Origin of the sequence: Lactobacillus acetotolerans DSM 20749 = JCM 3825 (assembly GCF_001436775.1) — a bacterium.
Taxonomy (GTDB): domain Bacteria; phylum Bacillota; class Bacilli; order Lactobacillales; family Lactobacillaceae; genus Lactobacillus; species Lactobacillus acetotolerans.
On the sequence record NZ_AYZC01000013.1, the window covers coordinates 1 to 19,684 of the forward strand.

17 protein-coding genes are annotated in these 19,684 nt (G+C 37.9%); all 17 read left to right on the forward strand.

The genetic code is table 11. The features are described 5' to 3' along the window. Positions 1–234 precede the first annotated feature (234 nt). The gene (pyrH, locus tag FC77_RS03170; protein ID WP_056970096.1) at positions 235–960 is read left to right on the forward strand and encodes a UMP kinase; all 726 of its coding nucleotides are present in this window, start codon (positions 235–237) and stop codon (positions 958–960) included. After that, positions 960–1,517, forward strand: a complete 558-nt coding sequence (gene frr, locus FC77_RS03175; protein WP_056970097.1) for a ribosome recycling factor — start codon at positions 960–962, stop codon at positions 1,515–1,517. The genes pyrH and frr overlap by 1 nt, the downstream gene beginning before the upstream one ends. 2 nt (positions 1,518–1,519) lie before the next feature. Next, positions 1,520–2,254 (forward strand): isoprenyl transferase, encoded by a 735-nt coding sequence (locus FC77_RS03180; RefSeq protein ID WP_056970098.1) that lies wholly within the window; start codon positions 1,520–1,522, stop codon positions 2,252–2,254. 9 nt (positions 2,255–2,263) lie between these two features. Beyond that, on the forward strand, positions 2,264–3,061 hold the full coding sequence (locus FC77_RS03185) for a phosphatidate cytidylyltransferase (protein WP_056970099.1): 798 nt from the start codon (positions 2,264–2,266) through the stop codon (positions 3,059–3,061). A 10-nt stretch (positions 3,062–3,071) separates the two neighbouring features. After that, on the forward strand, positions 3,072–4,328 hold the full coding sequence (gene rseP / locus FC77_RS03190) for an RIP metalloprotease RseP (protein WP_056970100.1): 1,257 nt from the start codon (positions 3,072–3,074) through the stop codon (positions 4,326–4,328). A 23-nt stretch (positions 4,329–4,351) separates the two neighbouring features. Further along, positions 4,352–6,052, forward strand: a complete 1,701-nt coding sequence (locus tag FC77_RS03195; RefSeq protein ID WP_056970101.1) for a proline--tRNA ligase — start codon at positions 4,352–4,354, stop codon at positions 6,050–6,052. Between the two features lie 5 nt (positions 6,053–6,057). After that, positions 6,058–10,365 (forward strand): PolC-type DNA polymerase III, encoded by a 4,308-nt coding sequence (locus tag FC77_RS03200; RefSeq protein WP_056970102.1) that lies wholly within the window; start codon positions 6,058–6,060, stop codon positions 10,363–10,365. 106 nt (positions 10,366–10,471) lie between these two features. Next, positions 10,472–10,948 (forward strand): ribosome maturation factor RimP, encoded by a 477-nt coding sequence (rimP, locus tag FC77_RS03205; protein WP_056970103.1) that lies wholly within the window; start codon positions 10,472–10,474, stop codon positions 10,946–10,948. 18 nt (positions 10,949–10,966) lie between these two features. Beyond that, on the forward strand, positions 10,967–12,325 hold the full coding sequence (nusA, locus tag FC77_RS03210) for a transcription termination factor NusA (RefSeq protein ID WP_082621116.1): 1,359 nt from the start codon (positions 10,967–10,969) through the stop codon (positions 12,323–12,325). A gap of 14 nt (positions 12,326–12,339) precedes the next feature. Beyond that, on the forward strand, positions 12,340–12,636 hold the full coding sequence (rnpM, locus tag FC77_RS03215) for an RNase P modulator RnpM (RefSeq protein ID WP_151443587.1): 297 nt from the start codon (positions 12,340–12,342) through the stop codon (positions 12,634–12,636). Between the two features lie 2 nt (positions 12,637–12,638). Then, entirely contained in the window at positions 12,639–12,950 is a 312-nt protein-coding gene (locus FC77_RS03220; protein WP_056970105.1) for a L7Ae/L30e/S12e/Gadd45 family ribosomal protein, read from the forward strand. A 4-nt stretch (positions 12,951–12,954) separates the two neighbouring features. After that, positions 12,955–15,588, forward strand: coding sequence for a translation initiation factor IF-2 (gene infB, locus FC77_RS03225; RefSeq protein WP_054681581.1), 2,634 nt, complete (start codon positions 12,955–12,957; stop codon positions 15,586–15,588). Between the two features lie 18 nt (positions 15,589–15,606). Further along, positions 15,607–15,972, forward strand: a complete 366-nt coding sequence (locus FC77_RS03230; protein WP_054681583.1) for a ribosome-binding factor A — start codon at positions 15,607–15,609, stop codon at positions 15,970–15,972. Positions 15,973–16,018: 46 nt separating this feature from the next. Next, positions 16,019–16,912, forward strand: coding sequence for a tRNA pseudouridine(55) synthase TruB (truB, locus tag FC77_RS03235; RefSeq protein WP_056970106.1), 894 nt, complete (start codon positions 16,019–16,021; stop codon positions 16,910–16,912). Between the two features lie 5 nt (positions 16,913–16,917). Further along, positions 16,918–17,868, forward strand: a complete 951-nt coding sequence (gene ribF, locus FC77_RS03240; RefSeq protein ID WP_169790073.1) for a riboflavin biosynthesis protein RibF — start codon at positions 16,918–16,920, stop codon at positions 17,866–17,868. Positions 17,869–18,025: 157 nt separating this feature from the next. Further along, positions 18,026–19,075 carry a heat-inducible transcriptional repressor HrcA gene (gene hrcA, locus FC77_RS03245; protein ID WP_054681585.1) on the forward strand — a complete coding sequence of 350 codons (1,050 nt, stop codon included), beginning with the start codon at positions 18,026–18,028 and terminating at the stop codon, positions 19,073–19,075. Positions 19,076–19,087: 12 nt separating this feature from the next. After that, positions 19,088–19,672 (forward strand): nucleotide exchange factor GrpE, encoded by a 585-nt coding sequence (gene grpE, locus FC77_RS03250; protein WP_056970108.1) that lies wholly within the window; start codon positions 19,088–19,090, stop codon positions 19,670–19,672. Positions 19,673–19,684 lie beyond the last annotated feature (12 nt).

Here is a 19,684-nt window from a genome sequence, read left to right on the forward strand (position 1 = left end):
TGATATGGTGTTTGCATGCTAGAATTTGCTTGGGTCATGAAGATTCCTTTCTTAACTGGTTTGTTAATTTAAGTTTAGGTCTTCATGACCTTTTTGTTTAAGTTCTATTTGTGTTGCACTTCAATTTTAAATCAGGGTTATTAAAAAATTTAAAAATGCCTTTTCATTATTGGGTAAACAGACATAGAATTATTTTATATGGTAAAATAATTAAAGCTATTAGAGGAGGTTGCTATGAGTCAAGTTAAATATAAACGCATCATTTTGAAAATCTCAGGCGAAGCTTTAGCCGGCGATGAAGGAACAGGTATTAACCCGACGGTCATTGCTCACCTGGCAAAAGAAATTAAATCTGTTCACGATTTAGGCGTTCAAATTGGTGTCGTTTGTGGCGGCGGTAATATGTGGCGCGGTGAAACTGGTGCTAAATTAGGTATGGAGCGATCACAAGCTGACTACATGGGTATGTTAGCTACCATTATGAATGGTTTAGCCCTTCAAGATGGGCTTGAGCATGTTGGTGTTCCGACAAGACTCCAAACTTCAATTGAAATGCGTCAGGTTGCTGAGCCTTATATTAGAAGAAAGGCCATTCGACACTTAGAAAAAGGTCGTGTAGTTATTTTTGGTGGCGGTACTGGTAATCCATACTTCTCAACAGATACTACTGCTGCTCTTCGTGCGGCTGAAATAGATGCAGATGTTATATTAATGGCCAAAAACGGTGTTGACGGAGTATATACCGCCGATCCTAAACTTGATCCAAAAGCAAAAAAATACAGTGAATTAACCCAACTTGATTTAATTGCTAAGAATTTAAAAGTTATGGACAGAACTGCAAGTTCATTGTCTATGGACACACACATCCCATTGATTGTGTTTAACGTAAATACTGAAGGTAACATCAAGAAAGTGGTTCTTGGTGACCATATTGGTACTATTATCGAAGGTGGTAAATGATGAATAATGAGACGATAAAAAAAGCACAAGCGAATATGGATAAATCAATTAAGGTTTATCAAAAGAATTTAGGATCAATCCGGGCTGGGGTAGCCAATGCTTCCTTGCTTGAAGGGATTCAGGTTAATTATTACGGTGCACCGACACCCTTAACGCAAATGTCGAGTGTTACTATTCCAGAACCGCGGGTTTTACTGATTACTCCATATGACCAAAGTAGTTTGGATGATATTGAGCACGCGCTTTTGGCTTCAAATCTTGGCTTAACACCCGCAAATGATGGTAAAGTCATCAGATTGGTTATTCCACAACTTACTGGTGAAAGACGGCAAGAAATAGCTAAGCAAGTAAATAAAATGGCTGAAGATGCTAAGATTGCTGTTAGAAATGTTCGTCGGGATGCAATGAATAGTCTTAAAAGACAAGAAAAAGACGATGAAATTACTGAGGATGAACAACGTAATTTAGAAAAGCAAGTTCAAAAAGTAACCGATAACTCAACTAAGAAAATTGATGAACTTGCGGATAAAAAGCGTAAGGAAATTACGCAAGGCTAAAAATGAGCAAGAAGAAAAACCAATTAAATCATCTTGCTATTATAATGGATGGCAATGGTCGTTGGGCTAAAAAACGCCATAAGCCAAGGGTAGCTGGTCATTATGAGGGCATGAATAATGTTGAACGCATTACTCTAGCCGCTGATAAGCTTGGAATTAAAATCTTGACATTGTATGCCTTTTCCACTGAAAATTGGGCTCGTCCAAAAGAAGAAGTGGCTTATTTAATGAATTTGCCAGTTCGTTTTTTCGATCGTTTCATGCCCACATTAATGGAAAATAATGTCAAAGTTAATATTATGGGTTATTTGGATGAGTTACCTAGAAATACTTATGATGTAGTTGAACGTGCAATGGCAGAAACAGCTCATAATACAGGCTTAATTTTAAACTTTGCTTTTAATTATGGCTCGAGACGAGAAATTACTTCAGCTATGAAGGAACTCGGGGGCATGATTGAGAGCGGGAGTTTAACGAGTGATGAAATCACCGAAGATATGATTTCTGATCATTTAATGACTGGTAATTTTGGTAAATACCGTGATCCTGACCTCTTAATTAGAACCTCAGGTGAACAAAGAATCTCTAATTTCTTATTATGGCAGCTTGCTTATTCTGAGCTTGCCTTTAGTGATAAGTATTGGCCAGATTTTAATAAAGATGATTTAAAGTATTTTGTAGAAAATTTTCAAAATCGTGATCGTCGGTTTGGTAAAATTGATGAATCAGATAGTTAGGTAGAATATATGAAACAACGTGTAATTACAGCAGTTATCGCTTTAATTTTGTTTATTCCAATTGTCCTTTTAGGTGGACTTTGGATGGATTGGCTGACGGTCGCATTTGCTGTGGTCGGAATCAGTGAAATTTTCTTGATGAAAAAGCAAATTCTAATTTCAGTAGACTTTGTTTTAGCATTATTAGCAACTTTAACTTGTGTCGTACCAGATGCATTCTTTAAGAACATGCCTTGGCACTGGACTAAATTCGGTGTTTATTTTGCAATCATTATGTTAATGCTGACCTGGACTGTTCTTTCAAAGAATAAGACGACCTTTGCTGATGTCGGAGTCTATGCACTTGCAGCACTTTACATTGGTACCGGCTTTCACTATATGGCCGCAATTCGAAGCGATACAAATGGCTTAGCACTTCTTTGCTACGTCTTTGTTGTCGTATGGCTCACCGATACGGGTGCCTACATGATTGGCCGTAAGATCGGTAAGCATAAGTTATGGCCGGTCATCAGTCCGAATAAAACCTGGGAAGGTTCAATCGGTGGTACAATTTGTGCTGTTATCTGTGCTGCCATTTACGTCATGTTTGTTGACGTAGGCTACCCACAGTTACAAATGATTATATTTGCATTCTTCCTTTCAATCGTGGGACAAATGGGTGATTTGGTTGAGTCTGCTTATAAACGTTTCTATGGTGTCAAAGATTCTGGTAAAATTTTACCGGGACACGGTGGCATTTTAGATCGCTTTGATAGCATGCTCTTCGTTTTGCCAGTTGTCGCTGCCTTGTTAGGTATAGTACACTAGGAGATTTTCATTGAAGGGTATACTGATCTTTTTAGTTGTATTCGGATTACTCGTATTTGTTCATGAATTTGGGCATTTTATTGTAGCTAAAAAATCCGGTATTCTTGTTCGAGAATTTTCAATTGGGATGGGGCCCAAACTCTTTCAAATTAGACGTAATCCTACTACGTACACTATTCGCTGGTTACCACTTGGTGGTTATGTGCGTTTGGCAGGTGCTGATGATGAAAGTAAATTAGACCCAGGTATGACTGTAGTTCTGCAATTAAACGACAAAAATGAAGTTGTTAGAATTGATGCTTCAGAATTTGATATGCCAATTGAAGGAATTCCCGTTCAAGTTACCAAAGCTGATTTAGTCGATTCGTTGGTAATCAATGGCTATGAAAATGGTGACGAAGAAAAACCTGTTAGCTATCATGTTAACCACGATGCAACTATTATTGATAAAAATAAAACAGAATTAATCATTGCTCCGCGTGATACCCAGTTCCAACAGGCAAATGTTTGGCAGAAGTTAGCAACTAATTTTGCTGGACCTCTTATGAACATTATTTTGGGTTTCGTAGTTTTTTTAATTTGGACTTTTACAATTCCTGGTCCGGCAACTACAACTATTGCGAAGGTTGCACCGAATTCACCAGCTCAGACCGCAAAGATCGTTAGTGGTGATAAATTTGTTTCGGTTAACGGACATAAAACGAACAGTTTTAATGATGTTTCCGAGCGAATTGCTCAAAGCAACGGGAAGCCTTTAAGTCTTAAACTTGAAAAAGATGGGCAAACAAGAACTGTTAACGTAAAGCCAACAAAGAAGAAAGTTCAAAAACAAACTTTTTACCAAATTGGTGTGCAAGGTCAAAGTGATAATAATCTAGGCGTAAAGTTTAAACGTGGCTGGGATACAGCCGTATCGACCACCGGCCTGATTTTTAATGCAGTTGGTGGTTTATTTAAGCACTTTAGTTTAAACAAATTAGCAGGTCCTGTTGGTATCTATTCTGAAACTTCGCAAGTTTCGAATATGGGCTTTGTTTATATCTTAGCCTTCTTGGGCATGATTTCTATTAACTTAGGAATTGTTAATATGATTCCTATCCCTGGCCTGGATGGTGGCAAGATATTGCTAAATCTGATTGAAATAGTTCGCGGCAAGCCAATTTCACAAGATCATGAAGCAATAGCTGAATTGATTGGTTTTGTAATTCTATTGATTTTGATTATTTCAGTTACTGGTAATGACATTTATCGTTACTTTATTAAATAAAAATTTATTTTAGGAGAAAGTTAATGCGTCAATCTAAATTCTTTATGCCAACTTTGAAGGAAGCTCCAGCCGATGCTGTAGCTGAAAGCCATAAGCTAATGCTTCGTGGTGGCTATATTCGTCAAGTCACTGCCGGTGTTTATGCTTATCTGCCTTTAGGCTATAGAGTTTTGCGTAAGGCGGAAAATATTATGGAAGAGGAGATGTCGAAAATAGATGTTCCTGAAATGTCCATGCCTCATTTTTTGCCAGCTTCACTTTGGGAAGAATCAGGCCGTTTAAAAAAATATGGCCCTGAGATGTTTAGATTGAAGGATCGTCATGGCCGTGAAAGTTTGCTTGGCCCCACTCATGAGGAAACATTTACGGAAATAGTTGCTAAGAATTTAAAGAGTTATAAGCAAATGCCAATAGCTCTTTACCAAATTCAGACTAAGTTTCGTGATGAAAACCGTCCGCGTTTTGGCCTTCTTCGTGGCCGTGAATTTATTATGCTCGACGCATATAGTTTTGCTGCAACTGCCGACCAATTAGACCAACAATTTGAAGATGAGAGAAAAGCTTTTGCCAATGTCTTTAAACGTTGTGGTGTTCAAGTTCGGCAAGTAATTGCTGACTCAGGAACAATGGGCGGCAAGAATTCAACTGAATTCCAGGCTCCGGCAGATATTGGTGAGGATACTATCGCAACTAATGAATCTGGATCTTATTCAGCAAATGTTGAAATGGCAGAAAGTGTTGATACCTTTAAACAGGATCCTGAGGATCCAAAAGAAGTTGTAAAAGTTGCTACTCCTGGACAAAAGACAATTGCTGATTTAGTAAAATTCATGAAGGTACCAGCAACTAGAATTGTTAAGAGTGTTCTTTACATTGTTAATGACAAGCAACCTATATTGGTATTAATTCGTGGGGATAAAAAAATAAATGAAATTAAATTGACCCACTTACTTGATGCTGATTTAGTTCGTGAAGCTAATGACAAGGAATTAAAAGAGATTACTGGTGCTGAAAAAGGTGGAGTTGGTCCCGTTAAAGCAGACTGGGCTGATAAAATTATTGCAGATAATACTGTTAAAGGTCTTTATAACTTTGTCGTTGGTGCTAATGAAACTGGTTATCAACTAAAAAATGTCAACCTTAACCGTGATTTTACGGTTGACGATTTTGGCGATATTCGAGTTGCTAACGAAGGCGAACCTGATCCAATTGATCATCAACCACTTAAATTCACTACTTCAATTGAAGTAGGCCACATTTTTAAACTTGGTACTTATTATACGCAAACAATGGGTGCTAAATTCTTAGATAAAAATGGTAAGGCACAACCGGTTATCATGGGATCTTATGGTATCGGTGTTACCCGTATGTTCTCAGCTATTGTTGAGCAACATTTAACTAAATTTGGTGTTGCCTGGCCGAAGGAAGTTGCTCCGTTTAGCATTCATATTGTTCAAATGAAGATGAATAAGGAAGAGCAAACTAAGTTGGCTGAACAACTTGAAAAGAAATTTAGCACAAAGTATGATGTTTTGTACGATGACCGTAAAGAACGTGCTGGTGTTAAATTCGCTGACGCTGATTTAGTTGGGGCACCAATTCGAATCACAGTTGGTAAAAGGGCTGGTGATGGTATTGTTGAAGTTAAACGCCCAACTGACGCCAAGGCAACCGAAATCCCAGTAAATAAGTTAGATAATTTTGTAAATAAAGAGTTAGGATAATTTTCGTGACCGATAAAAACGAACTTTTCTTAAGACTTTTGAAGCAAATTCATTTTCCAGATCAATTTGAGGATAATGATATACTTCAAAAAGGTAAAATTGAGAACGTGGATGTTTACGCTAAAGAACACAGGTGGGATATCCATGTTTTTTTTGCTACACCATTAAAATTTGAGACATATATTGCGTTAACAAAGGCTATAACTGCCAGCTTCTCTTCATTTGTAAACACACGGCTTTTTGTAGGAACTGCCGATGGTTCAGATGAATATTTAACAGATTACTGGAAGTATGCAGTTAAAAATTCGAAAATTTTGCAGCCGGTTGCACGTGAATTTATAGCTAGTCATAAACCTGAGAAAACGGATGGCCGGTGGGTTATACCGGTTGATAATTCTGTAGTCGATGGCTTAATTGAGCAGAGAATGCTGGATAAGCTTGCGTTCGAAATGCGTAATTTTGGTTTCTTTAATTTAAAATTTATTACTGAATTAAATGAAGAAAATTCGCAGAACAATTTAGAAAATTTGCAGCAATTACAAGAAGAACATGAACAAAATATGCAGCAAGCATATGATGCAACTCCTGAAAAATCTAGACCTAAGCCCCAGCAATACCCAACCAAGAGGACGAGGTATGGGAACCGTAAATTAGATGAAAATATGCCGGTTAGCCAGATTAAAGATGTTGTTGATGGGACCAGAAATGTTGTAATTGAAGGGAACATTTTTAAACTCAATAATAAGGAACTTAAATCAGGGACGGTTATTTTCTCTGGTGAAATTACTGATTATACTAGTTCGATTGCTTTTAAGAAATTTGTTTCTGATAAAGAACAAATTAAGAGTATTTCGGCTATAAAACCTGGTACTTGGGTCAAAATGCAGGGTTCAGCTTCTAATGACCAATGGACACACGACGTAGTTTTTAACGTGACTAGTTTTGAAACCATTGAACACGTTGGACGTCAAGAAAAATATAAGGGTGATAAAAAACGGGTTGAACTTCACCTTCATACCAATATGAGTCAGCTAGACGGCACTAATTCGGCTACGGACCTTGTAAATACAGCTAAGAAATTTGGTCAAAGTGCCGTGGCAATTACCGATCATGGTGATGTGCAAGCGTTTCCAGAAGCCTATAATGCTGGGAAATCTGCAGGTATAAGGATACTTTATGGCCTTGAAGCCAATATGATTGATGATCATGCCGAATTGGTTATTAATCCTGCATCTATGACTTACGAGGATAAAGAATTTACAATTTTTGACGTTGAAACCACCGGTTTATCCTCCGTTTACGACACAATCATTGAAATTGGTGCGGTCAAGATGAAGAATGGGGAAGTGCTCAAACGGTTTGACAAATTTATTAATCCACACCATCCCTTGAGCGAACAAACTATTAACTTGACTTCAATCACGGATGAGATGGTTGATAAAGCTGATGATGAAGGTGTCGTAATTAAAGAATTCAAAGATTTTTATGGCGATGATCCTTTATGTGGGCACAACGTTCAATTCGATGTGGGCTTTGTTAACGCTGCATTGAGAAGAAATGGGCTCGATGAAATTACGCAACCGGTTGTTGATACGCTTGAGGTATCAAGATTATTGCACCCTGAACAGAGCCGGCATACGTTGGATTCATTGGCTAAAAAGTATAACGTTCCCCTTGAACACCATCATAGAGCTAATCAAGATGCGGAAGCTACTGGATATCTGATGTATAAACTGCTTGATGCATTTAAAAAGAAGTTTAATGAAGATAATCTGGGTAAGATGAATAGTTATGCAGAAGGTGGCCAGGTTTATAAGCGGGCCAGACCATCACACATGACAATTTTGGCAAAAACTCAGGCAGGATTGAAAAACTTGTACAAGTTGGTTTCAGTTGCCAGTACGAAAGATTTTTACCGGGTTCCGCGTACGCCTAAATCTGAGTTAAATAAGTATCATGATGGTTTACTTTATGGATCAGCTTGTTCTCAAGGCGATGTTTTCACTGCCATGATGCAAAAAGGTTATGATGAGGCTCGTGAAAAGGCTAAATTTTATGATTACCTAGAAATTCAGCCGCCAGCTAATTATTCACAGCTGATTGCTAACCATTTGGTTGCTGATGAAAAACAACTTGAAGAGATTCTGACCAATATTTACAAGTTAGGAAAGGAACTGAAGAAACCAGTTGTTGCAACTGGGGATGTCCATTATATTGATCCTCAGGATGCAATTTATCGGACAATTTTAACCTCTTCACAGAGAGGAAACCCAAATAGGGATGAAGAACAACCTGACCTTCATTTCTACACTACCCAGGAAATGCTTGATGCTTTTAGCTTCTTAGGTAAGGATGTTGCTAAAGAGGTTGTCATTGATAATACTAATAAAATTGCTGCTTCTTTAGACGACATTGCACCCATTAAGAGTGGACTTTACCCACCACACATTGATAATGCTGATGAGCAAATGAAGCGTTTGACCTATGACAGGGCATATAAATTATACGGTAATCCACTTCCTAAGATCGTGGGGGATCGAATCAAATTAGAGTTACATTCTATTATTTCTAATGGTTATGCGGTAATTTACTTGATTTCACAAAAACTTGTAGCAAAGTCAAATAAAGACGGTTACTTGGTTGGGTCAAGAGGCTCTGTTGGATCAAGTCTAGTTGCGACAATGTCTGGAATTACAGAGGTTAATCCTCTTCCCCCGCATTATCGCTGTCCTAAGTGTAAATATTCTAAATTCTTTGAGAATGGAGAATATGGTTCTGGTTTTGACCTGCCGGATAAGAAGTGTCCAAAGTGTGGCACTGAACTTGTAAAAGATGGCCAGGATATTCCATTTGCTACCTTCTTAGGTTTTCATGGTGATAAGGTTCCAGATATCGATTTGAATTTCTCTGGAGATTATCAGCCTGTTGCCCATAACTTCATTCGGGTTATGTTTGGTCCGGATAATTCCTACCGTGCCGGTACTATTGCCACAGTTGCGGATAAAACCGCTTATGGTTATGCCAAGCACTATGATGAAGTAAAAGAATTAAATTTGCGGGGAGCAGAACTTGACCGTTTGGCTACTGGTGTCAGTGGAGTAAAGCGGACAACAGGACAGCACCCTGCGGGTATTGTCGTTGTCCCTGATAATATGGATATCTTTGATTTTACTCCAGTGCAGTATCCAGCAGATGATGTTCATGCAGCTTGGCTCACTACCCACTTTGACTTCCACTCTATTCATGATAATATTTTGAAGTTTGATATTCTGGGTCACGATGACCCAACAATGATCAGAATGCTGCAAGATTTATCTGGGGTTGATCCGTTAACCATACCGCCTGATGATCCAGGTGTTATGTCACTATTTTCTAGTCCTAAGATTTTGGGTGTTACTCCACAACAAATTCAATCTGAAACCGGAACTTTGGGAGTTCCAGAATTTGGTACCAGGTTTGTTAGGGGCATGCTGGAAGAAACTAAACCAACTACCTTTTCTGAATTGTTACAGATTTCTGGATTGTCCCACGGTACTGATGTATGGCTAGGCAATGCTGAAAATTTGGTCAATAATGGTACTTGTAAATTAAAGGATGTTATTGGTTGTCGTGACAACATAATGATGGACCTGATACATTGGGGTGTTGATCCAGAAGTTGCCTTTACTACGATGGAGACAGTTCGTCATGGTAAGGGTATAAGTGATGACAACATGGCAGTCTTAAAGAAAAATAAGAAAATACCTGCCTGGTATATTCCATCATGTTTAAAGATCAAGTACATGTTCCCTAAGGCCCACGCTACGGCTTATATTTTGATGGCTTTGAGAATTGCCTGGTTTAAAGTTTATTATCCGGAAATTTATTACACAGCATACTTTTCTGTTCGGGCTGACTTATTTGATTTGGTTGCGATGAGTCACGGTAAAAATACTGTTAAGGCTGCTATGAAAAAGATTCAAGATGATGGTAATGATGCCTCTGCTAAAGATAAGAGTTTGCTGACAGTTTTGGAAATTGCCAATGAATGTTTGGAACGTGGTATTAAAATTAACATGGTTGATATCAATAAATCTGAAGCCACTAATTTTAAGATTATTGATAAACATACAATTTTGGCACCCTTTAATGCAGTACCAGGGTTGGGTGACACTGTTGCTAAGCAGATTGTTGCTGCGCGGACTGAGCAAAAGTTTTTGTCTAAGGAAGATTTGGCAAAACGGGGCAGATTATCAACTACGATCATGAATTATTTAGAAGATAATGGCGTTTTGGACGGGATGCCTGCTCAAAATCAGCTTTCTTTGTTCTAAAGATTGCAACGGCAGTATAAATATGCTATGCTTATTCGCGAAGTTCGAATAAGTAAATTCGAGTGAGCAATTATTGCTCACTCTTTTTATTACGGAGGAAAACTTTTTGTCAAAAGTTACAGATCTTGTTCTATCAGAAGTCAAACCAATCATTGCTAAACGAAATGATGAGTTTGTAGATATTGAATATGTGAAAGAAAAGGGCCAGAATTACCTAAGAATCTATGTTGATCGCCAACCAAATGGGATTGATATAGATGAAATAGCTGATCTAAGTGAATTGGTTTCTAAAAAACTTGATAGTTTAGACCCTGATCCTTTTCCTGATCCCTATGTTTTAGAGATTTCTTCACCAGGGGTTGAGAGGCCGATTAAAACTGACCGTGACTGGGAAAATGCGGTTAATAAATACATTCATATCAGCCTTTATCAAAAGGTTAATGGTAAGAAAATATATGAAGGTACTCTTAAATCTTATAATGATGAAGAAATTGAGTTAGAAATAAAGATTAAAACAAGACGAAAAACTCTGACTATTCCTCGTAAGTTAATTGCAAGTATTCGCTTTGCAATTGAATTTTAGAAAGGCTGATCAAAACTTATGTCTAAAGAAATGCTTGAAGCGTTTGACACTTTAGAGAAGACAAAAGGTATCAAGCAAGATGTGATTGTTGATGCAATTAAAGCTGCTTTAGTTGCTGCATATAAGAAAAATTTTAACCAAGCACAAAATGTTGAGGTTGATTTTGATGAACGTAAGGGTAACTTTAAGGTTATGGCGGTTAAAACTGTTGTAGATGAGGTTCATGATAATCGCCTTGAAGTTAGTTTGAAGGATGCTTTGGCAATTAATAAGGCTTATGAAGTCGGGGACGAGATTCGCTTCGAAGTTACACCAAAGAATTTTGGCAGAATTGCCGCTCAAACTGCCAAACAAGTTATTATGCAACGCTTGCGTGAAGCAGAAAGAACCCATATTATTGATGAGTACTCTCAATATGAAGATGAATTAGTTACTGGAACAGTCGAACGACGTGATAATCGCTTCGTTTATGTTAAAATTGGTAACGTTGAAGCCGTAATGCCTCATCGTGATCAAATGCCGACTGAAACATACAACCCACAAGATAAAATTCGTGTGCTTGTAACTCACGTTGGTTCTGATTCTAAGGGTGCACAGATTACGGTATCAAGAACTGCTCCTGACGTGGTAAAACGTTTATTTGAACAAGAAGTTCCAGAAATCTATGATGGAACTGTTGAAATTGTTTCTATTGCTCGTGAAGCGGGTGACAGAACTAAAATGGCAGTCAAAACGAATGATCCTAATATTGATCCAGTTGGTACTTGTGTAGGTCAACGTGGTGCCAGAGTTCAAAACGTTGTTAATGAGCTGGATGGAGAAAATATTGATATTGTTCAATATGAAGAAGATCCATCTGACTTCATTGCCAACGCACTAAATCCTGCAGAAGTAATCGCTGTTCAATTTAGCAACGATGATGATGAGGATGAAAAGAATGCCTTGGTTATTGTTCCAGATTATCAATTGTCATTGGCAATTGGTAAAAAAGGTCAGAATGTTCGTTTAGCTGCTCGTTTAACTGGTTATAAAATTGATATTCGTCCAGAATCTGAAGTTGAATTTGTTGATGAAAACAAAGATGATTCAGATAAAAAAGAGTCGGATGATTCTGTAACTACAGATGAGACAGATACAGATAGTGAAGATGCTGAAGAAACAGCGGCAGATGATGATTCAAATGTAGAAGCTACTGATGATGAGGCAGCTGATTCTGATGATACTCAGGAGGATGATAGTGATGATTCTTCCGATGATTCGGAAACGGGTGATCCAGATGCAGAAACTACAGATGAATCAGATAATTCCGACGATGATCAGGAAGCCGATAATGATGACTCTTCCGAAGATGAGGGTTCAGATACTGATAAAGAATAAGGATTGGTGATTTCTTGAAAAAAAGGAAAATTCCAATGCGGAAAGATTTATTAACCGATACAATGCAACCTAAAAAAGAATTAGTGCGAATTGTTATTGATAAAGAAAAGAATGTTTCCGTAGATCCTACTGGTAAGAAGCCAGGACGTGGCGCATATGTGTCATTGGATCCAAGTAAGATTAAAATGGCAGAGGATAAAAAGGTATTGGAACGAAGTTTAGGTACGAAAATTCCAGAATCATTCTATAAAGACCTTTATTCTTATGTGGATCATCAAAAAGCTAGGAAAGAATTATTTGGTGATAAATAAGGGTGCAGAGTAGACAAAAAGCATTGAATTTGCTTGGTTTAGCACAGCGAGCCGGGGAATTAGATTCCGGTACAGATATTGTTATTGCTGGGCTCAGAGGTAAGCAGGTAAAGGTAGTTATTTTGGCTAATGATATTTATGCAGATTCATCAGAAAAGATTACTAGGGTTGCTAAGCAAAATAATGTAAAAATTATTGACAACTTTAGTTCTGAAGAGTTATCCCATGCTATTGGGAAAAAACGCAAAGTTTTGGGATTAACGGATGATGGTTTTTGCAAAGCTTTAGTTAAAAAGATTAATGAAGGAGTGTGATTGGATGGCTAAGAAAAGAATTTACGAAATCGCAAAAGAATTAGGCATCAGTAATAAAGTCGTGGTCGATAAAGCAAAGGACCTCGGTTTTGATGTGAAGAATCATATGTCATCACTAGATGATTCACAAATGAATCAATTAAAGGGTAGTTTCCGTAACTCCGCTCCCGCTAAAAAGCAAGAGAAGTCTTCTAAAAAGAGCAGTAAAATTAAAATTTCTGTTTCTTCTATTCGTAAAAGTGAAAAGAATCACGAAAATAACAATAATCAACGTAGAAACAATAGAAGGCGCAATAACAATAATCGCCGCTCAAATGACCGCAATCGTGGTCAAAACGAAAACCGCCGTGGTGGTCAACCTAGAAGAGCAGCAAAGCCAGCTGCACGCAACTTATTAAAGCAATTAAAGCAAAAGCAACGTGTTGAAGAAAATTCATTAAATGAGCAGGCACAAGAAACCAAAAAGCAGTATCATCAAAGTTTAAAGCATCCTGAAAAGAAAACTGAATCGACTAAGGATGTAAAGAAGACTGTTGATAAGAAGGCTTCTAAGAAAGATACAACTGATAAAAAGGTAATTGGCCCCAAGATTTTAAAACCTTCACCAGCTCGTTTAAAGAAGAATAATGAAGCTCCACATGCAGCTGTCGGTTCTAAAGCAAAAGCTACACCTGCAAAAGAAAACAACCGTCGTGGAAATGGTCATGGTCGTAGCCGTAACATGGGTAAACCAGGCCGTAAAGGTAGAAATCAATTCTTTAACCGTGGTAATCATTCAGACCGTAGAGAAAGACGTAAGCGTAAGAATAGAAGACGTCAATTTGAGCAGGCTCCTAAGAAACAGCCTACTAAGAGAAAGTCTCGTCCATTACCAAAGGTTCTTGTATTTAAAGAAGGTATGAATGCCCAAGATATAGGTAAGTTATTACACCGTGAACCTGCTGAAATTGTTAAGAAGTTGTTCATGTTAGGTGTTATGACCAACCAAAACCAATCTCTGGATAAAGATACAATTGAACTTTTAGCTGCTGATTATGGTATTGACGCTAAAGAAAAGGTTCATGAAGATATTTCTGATATCGATAAACTTTACAACAAGAGAATGGCAGCTTCAAAGAAGTCAAAGAACCAGGTTAAGCGTCCACCTGTAGTTACAATTATGGGCCATGTTGACCATGGTAAAACTACTTTGCTTGATCGTTTGCGTCATACCCATGTTTCAGCTCATGAAGCAGGAGGTATTACCCAAAAGATTGGTGCTTATCAAGTTCACCTTGATAAACATTTGATTACGTTCTTAGATACTCCAGGACATGCTGCGTTCTCAAACATGCGTGAACGTGGTGCCGAAATTACCGATATTGTTGTCTTAGTTGTAGCTGCTGACGATGGTGTTATGCCCCAAACTGTCGAAGCTATTGACCATGCGAGAAGCGCTAAGGTTCCAATTATTGTTGCAATTAACAAGATTGATGTTCCAGGTGCAAATCCAAAGCACGTAACTGAGCAATTAATGAAGTACAATTTAATTCCAGAAAAATATGGTGGTGACACCATTTTCGTCAATATTTCTGCCAAAACCGGTGAAAATGTTGAAGATCTGTTACAAATGATTTTACTGCAAGCAGATGTAATGGAATTAAAGGCTGATCCAAAGCAAGCAGCTATCGGTACTGTTATTGAAGCTCGTTTGTCTCGTGGTCGTGGTCCTGTTACTGATGTTTTGGTTCAACAAGGTACGCTGCATGACGGTGATCCAATCGTTGTTGGTGATAGATTCGGTAAAGTCCGAGTTATGACTAATGATCGTGGTCACCAGGTTGAAAAAGCTACGCCATCAATGCCAGTTGAAATTACCGGTTTAAATGATGTTCCTGAATCAGCCGATAAACTGGTTGTCTTTAATGATGAAAAGACTGCTCGTAACGTTGGTGAGCAAAGAGCACAACAAGCTCTGCAAAAGTCCCGTGAGAATGTTCAACATGTAACTCTGGATAACCTCTTCGATACAATGAAAAAGGAAAACATGAAGGAAGTTGACATCGTCCTTAAGGCTGATGTTCAAGGCTCCGTTGAAGCTTTACAACAATCACTTGAAAAGATTGAAGTCAAGGGTGTTCGTGTCAATATCATTCACTCTGGCGTAGGGGCTATTAATGAATCAGATGTTACTTTAGCTGGTGCATCAAATGCCTTTATTATTGGGTTCGATGTAAGACCGACCGCAACTGCTAAGTCACAGGCTGAAGAAGACGGTGTTGATATTCGTCTCTACAGTATAATTTACAAGGTAATTGATGATGTTAAAGCCGCTATGCAGGGTATGCTGGAACCAACTTACGAAAACAAGGTTACTGGTAATTTAACTGTCCGTGAAACTTGGAAGGTATCTAAGGTAGGCACGATTGCAGGTGCATTCGTTGACTCTGGTTATATCACCCGTGATTCCGGTGTTAACCTTATTCGTGACGGTGTCGTAGTTTATAAAGGTAAGGTTGCCTCACTGAAGAGATTTAAGGATGACGTTAAGAAAGTTAAGCAAGGTTTAGATTGTGGTCTGACTATTGATGGTTATAACGACATTAAGATCGGGGATCAGATTGAAGCCTTCGAAAAGCAAGAGGTTAAACCTAAGTAATTTTTAGTAGGGGGAAATATGAAACACAGAATTGGTCGTGTTGAAGGAGAAATCCTCCGTGAATTAACCAAAATTTTACAAAGGGACATTCGCGATCCGCGATTAAGTGAAGTAACTCTTACTGCTGTTGAGTGTACCAATGATCTTTCTTATGCAACGGTTTACTATAGTTTGCTTACAGAAGATCCTAAGAAAGAAAAAGAAGTTAAAGAGGGCTTAAAGAAAGCAAAGGGAATGATGCGTCACTTGCTTGGTCAAGTTTTGACGGTTTATAAAGTTCCAGAACTTATTTTTAAGCGTGATAACTCCGTAAAATATGGTAGTAAGATTGACCGTTTGATTGCTGAAGTTAAAAAGCAAGATGCAGAACGGAATAATAAATAGAAAAGCGCCGTCATGGCGCTTTTTTTAATATAGACAGGAATAAAATATGTTAAACGGTATTTTAGTTATTGATAAGGATAAAGGCTTAACTAGCGCTGACGTGGTTTATCATTTACGCAAAGCATTACATATTAAAAAAATGGGTCACGCCGGTACCCTTGATCCCAATGTTACGGGAGTTTTGCCGATCGCCATTGGTCAAGCGACTAAATTAATTGAGCTAATGCATACTAAACCCAAAGAATACACCGGCACGGGATTATTTGGCTATTCAACCGATAGTTATGATACTGATGGCAAGGTTTTGCAGGAAAAGAAACTTACTCAATGTATAACTGCCGAACAAATAAAGGCAGCGATGAAAAGTTTTGAAGGAGAAATTGAGCAAGTTCCACCTATTTACTCTGCGGTAAAAGTTAATGGTAAGCACCTCTATGACTATGCGCGTGCAGGGATTAAAGTTGAGCGGCCAAAAAGACAGGTTGATATTTTCTCATATAAACTTGTAAATGCACCACGGTATGACCAAGAAAAAGGTCAAGAAAGCTTTGCTTTTGTAATTAAATGCAGTAAAGGTACTTATATTAGGTCACTAGTTAATGATTTAGGTGTAAAACTTGGTGTTCCAGCTGTGATGACTAATTTACGCAGAACGGCTAGCTCAGGTTTTAATATTGACCAAGCTGTTAAATTAAATGAGATTACTGCGAATCCCGATGAGGCAGCTAAGTTAATCCAACCGATAGATAATTTCTTTAAAGATTATCCAACAATTGATTTGTCGTCCAAAGTATGGATGAAAATCAAAAATGGGGGTTCAGTTCCGTTAGCTTCCGATGCAAAAAAGGTCGCGTTAAGATACAATAATAAAGTTAAGGCAATTTATCAAAAACAGGGTGAGGTTTACCGTCCTGATTTAATGCTTTTACAAAATGAGTAGGTGAAATGAAGGAATCGATTGTGAAAATTATCCATTTAACTTATCCAGTTAAAGAAAATTTAATACCAAGCAAAATCGTTTTGGCTCTCGGCTTTTTTGATGGTGTCCATTTAGGGCACCAACATCTAATTTCGGTTGCGCGGGATGTAGCTAAGAGAAAATCTTTACCACTGGCAGTCATGACATTTGACCGTCATCCTAAGGAAGTTTACGAGAAAAAAGCCAATTTTGCTTATATTGACAGCTTGGATGAAAAAGCTTTTAAAATGCAGCAATTAGGGGTTGACTACCTATTAGTGGCTGCTTTTACTAAAAAATTTAGTGAATTAAATGCTCAAGAATTTGTTGATAACATGATTGTGAAATTACGACCAGATACTGTTGTCGCAGGTTTTGATTACACTTATGGCCCTAAAGATGTGGCTAATATGAAAAATTTGCCTAAATTTGCGCAAGGCAGGTTTAACATAATTGACGTCCCTAAGCAGACTTTTGACGGTAAGAAGATTGGTTCAACGGAGATTAAAAGGGCAGTTAGAGATGGCAATATGGAATTAGCCTATGAATTGCTGGGGTCACACTATGTAATGAGCGGAACAATCGGTCGTGGCCTGCGTAATGGCCATAAGCTTGGTTTTCCTACGGCTAATTTGGTTTGGAAGAATAAAAAGGTTATTCCTAAAATTGGTGTCTATGCTACTAAAACTAAAATTGGCGGCAAGTGGTATGATTCCATGACAAGTGTTGGTTACAATGTAACTTTGAATCAGAGCAGAAGAATTTACATTGAATCGAACTTATTTGGCTTTAATAAAGAAGCATACGGGCAAAAAATGATCATTAAATGGTATAAGTATACTCGTGGGGAAATTAAATTCTCCGGGCTGCAGGCTTTGAAAGACCAGTTAAAACGCGACCAAAAACAAATTAAGGCATATTTTGCTAAAAATGATTAGAATCCACCTATTGGATAATTTCCAGGTGGATTTTTTCTTAATAGATACAAAAAAATGAAATAAGTTTAGCACTCACCTTGACATTCTGCTAAAAGGTAGTATTATATAATCTGTTAGCACCTAAGAGATAAGAGTGCTAAAAGTGAGGGCGATATTTATGTTGACCGAGCGTCAAGAACTTATTTTAAAAACAATCATTAAGGATTTTACTAAGACACATGACCCGGTTGGCTCAAAGACGGTAATGAATCAATTACCGATGAAGGTTTCGAGTGCAACTATCCGCAATGAAATGGCGGTATTAGAAGATAAAGTTTTGATTGAAAAGACTCATTCTTCTAGCGGCCGGATCCCATCGAGTGATGGCTATCGTTATTATCTTGATAACTTGGTTGAACCGCTGCAATTACCTGAATCTGTTTATAATCAGATAGTTAGTGAATTAGATCGACCGTTTCATCAAGTTAATGAAATAGTCCAGGAAGCTGCCAAGATTTTGTCGGATTTGACGAATTATACGGCTTTTGCAGAGGGACCTGAGAGTCATGACGTGACGGTTACCGGTTTTAGAATTGTTCCCTTATCTAACCGACAAGTAATGGCAATTTTAGTAACTAGTGATGGTAACGTTCAGAATCAGGTTTATGCTCTGCCGTACAATGTTCATGGCGATGAAGTTGAAAAAGCGGTCAGAATGATAGATGATGAACTAGTTGGTAAGACTTTAAAGGAGATTACCCCATCACTGCTGAAGAAAAAGTTGGGTGTTGAGCACGGTGGCAAACATGCGAGTGAACTTGTTAGTTTGGTCGAAGATGTCATTAAGGATGCAGCCAGTGAGCAGATGTATGTGGATGGGCAGATTAATTTACTAAATAATACATCTAAGAAGGATGTAAAAGATCTGCGCTCCCTTTACGAATTAGTTGATCATGATGATCTGATTTCTAGTTTGATGGATAACTGTAGTAAATCTAAAAAGGGCAGGTACCCGGTACGAGTTAGTTTAGGATCGGAGCTACCTAATGAATTGTTGAAAAACTACAGTTTGTTGACAGCTGAGTATAATGTTGGTTCACATGGTAAAGGCGTAATCGCCTTGCTGGGACCAACGAATATGCCGTATTCACAAGTGATTGGTTTGCTAGAATATTTTAGGAATGAGTTGGCCAAGAAATTGCTCGATTATTACGGTAGATTTCAATAAAGGAGGTTAGCCGTGAGTAAAGAAGAGTTTCCAAGCGAAAAAGATATAGATAAAAAGGATGTTTCTTCTAAAACTAAGAAAACAAAGGCTAAGCCTGATACTAAGAAAAAAGAAGAGACAAAGAAAGACAGCAATGAAAAATTAGATAAAGAAATTGCTGACTTGAAAGATAAAAATAAAAAGCTGGAAGATAAATTCTTACGTAGCGAAGCAGAAAATCAAAATATGCAAAATCGTTACGCTAAAGAAAGATCCCAACTGATTAAATATCAATCACAAGATTTGGCCAAGGATGTTTTACCAGCAATGGATAATTTGGAGCGTGCTTTAAATGCTGAAGTTGATGATAAGGATTCAAAGCAATTGAAGAAAGGTGTCCAAATGACACTTGATTCACTTGTGAAAGCCATGAAAGATCATGGGATTGTTGAGATCAAAGCCGAAGGCGTTAAATTTGATCCAACTTTGCACCAGGCAGTACAAACCGTTCCTGCAAAGAGTGACGATCAAAAAGATCATGTTGTTAAAGTTTTACAAAAAGGATATCAATATAAGGACCGTACATTAAGACCAGCAATGGTTGTTGTTGCACAGTAATGAAAGGAAGTT